We start from the raw sequence: 4,642 nt of genomic DNA on the forward strand, positions 1-4,642 counted from the left end.
ACCCCCCCCCCCCAACCCCCCCCCCCCACCCTTTTGCCCCGCCCCGGGGGGGGGGGCCCGGGGGGGCCCCCCCCGGACTGCAGAAGAGAACGGTTACATCCGCTCCGCCGCCATCTCCTGAACCTGCTGCAGCATGCCCGGATCGCTCTGCAAGTTCATGGCCACCTGGTTGTATTCCTCAACGCTCATGCCTTCATCCTGCACGGCACTGATCATCTCTTCCTGGGCCTCCTGCTGCAGGGCCTGCGCCTGCGCCTCGTCGTTCACCTCCTCAAGCTTCCGGGCGAAGTCATCCCGGATGTGCTGAACCGCCACAAAGGCATCCACGAAACGATCCAGGGTATGGGGATCCACCGTAGCGCCCTGCTGTTCCATGCCCGCTGGCGGCTGGGCGCCGAAGTTGCCCTCCTGTTGCTGGGCGATGGCATGGGAGCCGGCACCGAGCAGCAGGGCGGCGGTCAGGGTGACGGGCAGACTCTGAAGGAATGTGCGCTTCATGGGGCATCTCCTTTACGGTTCGATGAATGTCGAGACTACTTTTGCAGACATCGTGCCAGACCTGGAGCGGCCTACCATAAAAAATATAACTCAATGATTTTATTAAATCATTCGCGAGCGGACATGCTGAGCTTAATGGCTTTTAGGGGTGGTTCATTATGACACATGAGCCAGCCTGCTACGTGCCCCAAAGACACAGCGCGGTTCGCCGGCCAGGCAGGCTCCTATTGAGGCGACGGATCAAATATCCGAGTCGGTGGACATATCATTGTCTATCGTTGCCTCTTCGGATTCGCCCAGACGCCGATACAGGGTCCGTCGACCGATGCCGAGCACCCTGGAGGCCTGACGCTTGTTGCCATCCAGACGCCGCAGGACCCAACGGATATAGCGGGATTCCACCTCGGCCAGGGTCGGCATGGGTTCATCATCGGACCACACCGCCGGCAAGGCCGCTGCATGGGAGGTATCGGCCCGCGCCGGATCCAGACGCTCCGGCAGATCACTCACCTCAATGGTGTCATTCCGGCAAAAGGTCACCGCCCGCTCCATCAGATTGGCCAACTCGCGCACATTGCCGGGAAAACCATGGCGCCGCAGGCATCGCATGGCCTCGGGTGAGATGCCCCGGATATCGCGGGCCATGGCAGTGCTGAAGCGAGCCAGCAGACGGGCCGCCAGGCGGTCGATATCCTCACCCCGATCCCGCAGGGGAGGGACCTGCAGACGAAAAGTCTCCAGACGGTAGAACAGATCCTCACGAAACTGCCGGGCCTGGATCATGGATTCCAGATCCTGGTGGGTGGCGGCCACCACCCGGACATCGGTGACGATCTCCCGGTTACCGCCTACGGGGCGGACCCGACCATCCTGCAGCAGGCGCAACAGCTTGGCCTGCATGGCCATGGGCATCTCGCCGATCTCGTCCAGCAACAGGGTCCCTCCATGGGCTTCGGCAAACAGTCCTCGTCGGGCCTCCCTGGCACCGCTAAAGGCCCCGGCCGCGTGACCGAACAGCTCGCTCTCCATCAGTTCGCCGGGAATGCCTGCACAGTTGATGGCCACAAAAGGTCCGCCGGACCGATCACTTTCCTCATGGATGGCCCGGGCCACCAGCTCCTTGCCGGTCCCCGATTCACCCGTGACCAGCACCGGCCCGGAGGCCCGGGCCATCCGTCGCACCTGTTCGTAGAGGGCCTGCATGGGCGGGCTGCTGCCGATCAGGCCATGAAAATCATCCGCCTGCAACAGCGCCCTGTAACGCTGTACTTCCGTCTGCAACTGTCGGTTGCGCAGGGCCCGACGAACCCGGATGACCAAGTGGTCCAGGTCCACGGGCTTGGTGAGAAAGTCATCGGCACCCTGTTTGAGGGCTTCCACTGCCTGGGGGATCGTACCGAAGGCGGTCAGCATGATGAAGCCCGGGGGCAGGGGCAGGCGCTGACAATGGGCCAGCAGGGCGAGTCCGTCCGCTTCGGGCAACCGCAGATCACTGAGCACCAGATCAACGGGACCGGTGGACAAGGCCTTTCGTGCCGAGGCCACATCCTGGGCGCCCCGCACCTCCAGTCCGGCATCCTGCAACTCATCCATCACCAGTTCCCGGTGGGCCGGATCGTCTTCCACCACGAGTACGACCCCTTGCAGGGAATCAGGGACATCATGAGCCATCACTACGCTCCAGAGGCAGACGGATCACCAGCCGAGCTCCGCCCAAGGGGCTTTCCACCGCCTGGATCTCGCCCTGGTGCTCCGTTACCGCGCCATGGGCCACGGACAGCCCAAGGCCGGTACCGCTGCCCACCGACTTGGTGGTGAAAAAGGGTTCAAACAGCCGACTGCGGTGAGCCGGATCGATGCCCGGTCCGTCATCGTCCACCCGTAATTCCAGCCAGCCGTCGGCAGTGGACCAGGACAACTGAACGCGCCCCCCCGCGGCGGCATGCAGGGCGTTTCGCAGCAGATTGGTCAGCGCCTGTTCCAACCGGTTACGGTCCATGGGCAGGGTAGGGCCGGGTTCGCGGCTGAGGACCTGGATGCTCACACCGGACTCCCGGGCTTCTTCGGCCACCTGGGCCAGGGCGGCCGTCACCAGACGTCCCACCGGTTCCGGGTGGGTACGACTGGGATTGCGGCGTCCGAAATCCAGCAATTGACGCACGATACGGTCCATGCGGTGTACTTCGCTGCGAATCTTCATCAGCGCCTGACCGACACGGCTGTCCGCAGGTGCCTGCCGCAAGGCTCTCTGGGCCTGGCCGTTGATCACGCCCAGCGGGGTCCCCAGCTCATGGGCCACCCCAGCGGCCAGTCTACCGATGGCGGCCAGCTTTTCGGACTGTCGCAGACGCTCCTCCAGGGCCGCCTGCCGCCGGCGCTGAATCTCCAGCTCCGCCGCCGACCGCTGGATGCCTTCCAGCATCCGGTTCATGGCTCCCGCCAGCATCTGTAGCTCATGAGGGCCTGCCGGCCGCACCCGGGCGGACCGATCCCCCTGACCGACCCGAGCCATGACCGTCACCAGACGCTCCACATGCCTACCCACGGCCCGCTGATGCCCCCAGAACACGATGGCCGGCAGTAGCAGGCTCAGGGCCCCCAGGACGAGCCATGCGCGAGAGCGAAGCTGGGCCAGGTCATCGCGGAAATCACTGCCGTGGCGGGTCACCTGCAACAGGCCATTGATGCGTCCACCGGCATCGGTCAGCGGCATGAAAAAGGAATACACCTCATCCCCGCTACGGTCGTCATAGGCCCCATGGGTACCCGTCACCGTCGCCAGGCGCGCATCCCGGCGCCGCTCCATGGAAGGGCTGCGAGGCCCGCTGGCGGCAATCAGTTCACCGGAGTCATCATAGACGTAGGCGCCGTAGACCTGGTCGATGCGAAAGGCCGAGTCCAGGGCCTGCTGGATCCGACCGCGGCGGTCGCGGGCCAGGGCATCACTCAGGGGGAGCTGGATCGCCCGCGCCACCAGCTCGATATCCTGCTGCATGCGCGTCTCCACCTGGGATTCCAGGCTGCGCAGGCCGGACCAGCCTGCCAGCATGACCACCAGCAACAGGGGGAACAGGACAAAGCCGAGCAGGGCGGTACGCAGACTGTAGGGGGAGGCGGGAAACACCATGGGGCCACCCGAAAAGACAAGGGCTCAGGGTGTGTCACTCTAGCACACCCGATCAGGCCCCATGGCCGGCTCAGCGCTTGTCGGTCCGAATAGCGCCTTCACTGCGATAACCGATACGAAAGCCCCCCCAGTGCCGCCCCTTCACATAGATGGGCACGGACAGGTCATGCATCACCTCTCCCGTATCACGTTTGTAGGTCTGCAACAGATAGGGTTTCTGATGGCTGCCGCAGCGGGATCCGGTCCGATCCTTGAAGATGCGCTTGGTACGGTTATTGATGAGGTCGCGCTGGTAATCCCCGGTCAAGGGCTGGCTGTAGCGACGGTTATGGGTGGGAAAATAGCCCCGGTCATCCACCGCACCGGCATAGGATACATGGGCATGACGATCCAGGATCGGTTCCTGAATGGCGGGCAGCACCTTGTCCGTGAATTCATCGAAGCGCGTCCGGTGCTTCACCGGGTCCGTGCCGGGAATCGGTTTGTAATTGCGGTCAAACAGATCATCCAGGCGGATGCGCCCCTTGTCACAGGCCTCATCGAAGGCACGCCCCACGGCGGTGGCTGCCTGCTCGGCCTCACGACGGATCTGGTCGTGGATACCGCCCAGCCCCATGTCCCCCAACAGTTCGTAGATCATCTCCGCCCGTTCCGAGAGCCTTTCCGCCTCGGCAGAGAGGGTGGTCACATCTTGCTCCGTCTCGATCAGGTGGGCGCTAACCGTTTGAATGGAACCCGTGACCTGATCCAGATGGTTGTGGTTTTCCTCACTGCCGCTGACAACCGTCTGGATGCAGCGGTCCGCCGAGGCGGAATGTTCCAGAATGGCCGACAACTTCTCATCCACCGTGGTGGTGCGGCGGGCGCTCTCCTCGACGGCGTCCACCAGTTGGTGAATGGTGGACACGGCATTAGCGGTCTCGGTGTTGATCTCATGGACCATCTGAGCGATTTCGCTGGTGGCGGGGGGGGGGGGGGGGGGGGGGGGGGCCCGGCCCCCCGCCCCCCCCCCCCCCC

4 protein-coding genes are annotated in these 4,642 nt (G+C 64.2%); all 4 read right to left on the bottom strand.

From position 1 onward, the window contains the following. Positions 1 to 93: 93 nt before the first annotated feature. Entirely contained in the window at positions 94 to 498 is a 405-nt protein-coding gene (locus LQ956_RS14685) for a DUF4168 domain-containing protein (protein WP_238621133.1), read from the bottom strand. 240 nt (positions 499 to 738) lie between these two features. Then, on the bottom strand, positions 739 to 2,169 hold the full coding sequence (locus LQ956_RS14690) for a sigma-54-dependent transcriptional regulator (RefSeq protein ID WP_238621132.1): 1,431 nt from the start codon (positions 2,167 to 2,169) through the stop codon (positions 739 to 741). Next, the gene (locus LQ956_RS14695) at positions 2,159 to 3,625 is read right to left on the bottom strand and encodes a sensor histidine kinase (RefSeq protein WP_238621131.1); all 1,467 of its coding nucleotides are present in this window, start codon (positions 3,623 to 3,625) and stop codon (positions 2,159 to 2,161) included. The genes LQ956_RS14690 and LQ956_RS14695 overlap by 11 nt, the downstream gene beginning before the upstream one ends. Positions 3,626 to 3,695: 70 nt before the next feature. Beyond that, positions 3,696 to 4,568, bottom strand: a complete 873-nt coding sequence (locus LQ956_RS14700; protein ID WP_238630314.1) for a methyl-accepting chemotaxis protein — start codon at positions 4,566 to 4,568, stop codon at positions 3,696 to 3,698. Positions 4,569 to 4,642: the final 74 nt, after the last annotated feature.

This window comes from Ectothiorhodospira lacustris (genome assembly GCF_022227845.1).
Classification (GTDB): domain Bacteria; phylum Pseudomonadota; class Gammaproteobacteria; order Ectothiorhodospirales; family Ectothiorhodospiraceae; genus Ectothiorhodospira; species Ectothiorhodospira lacustris.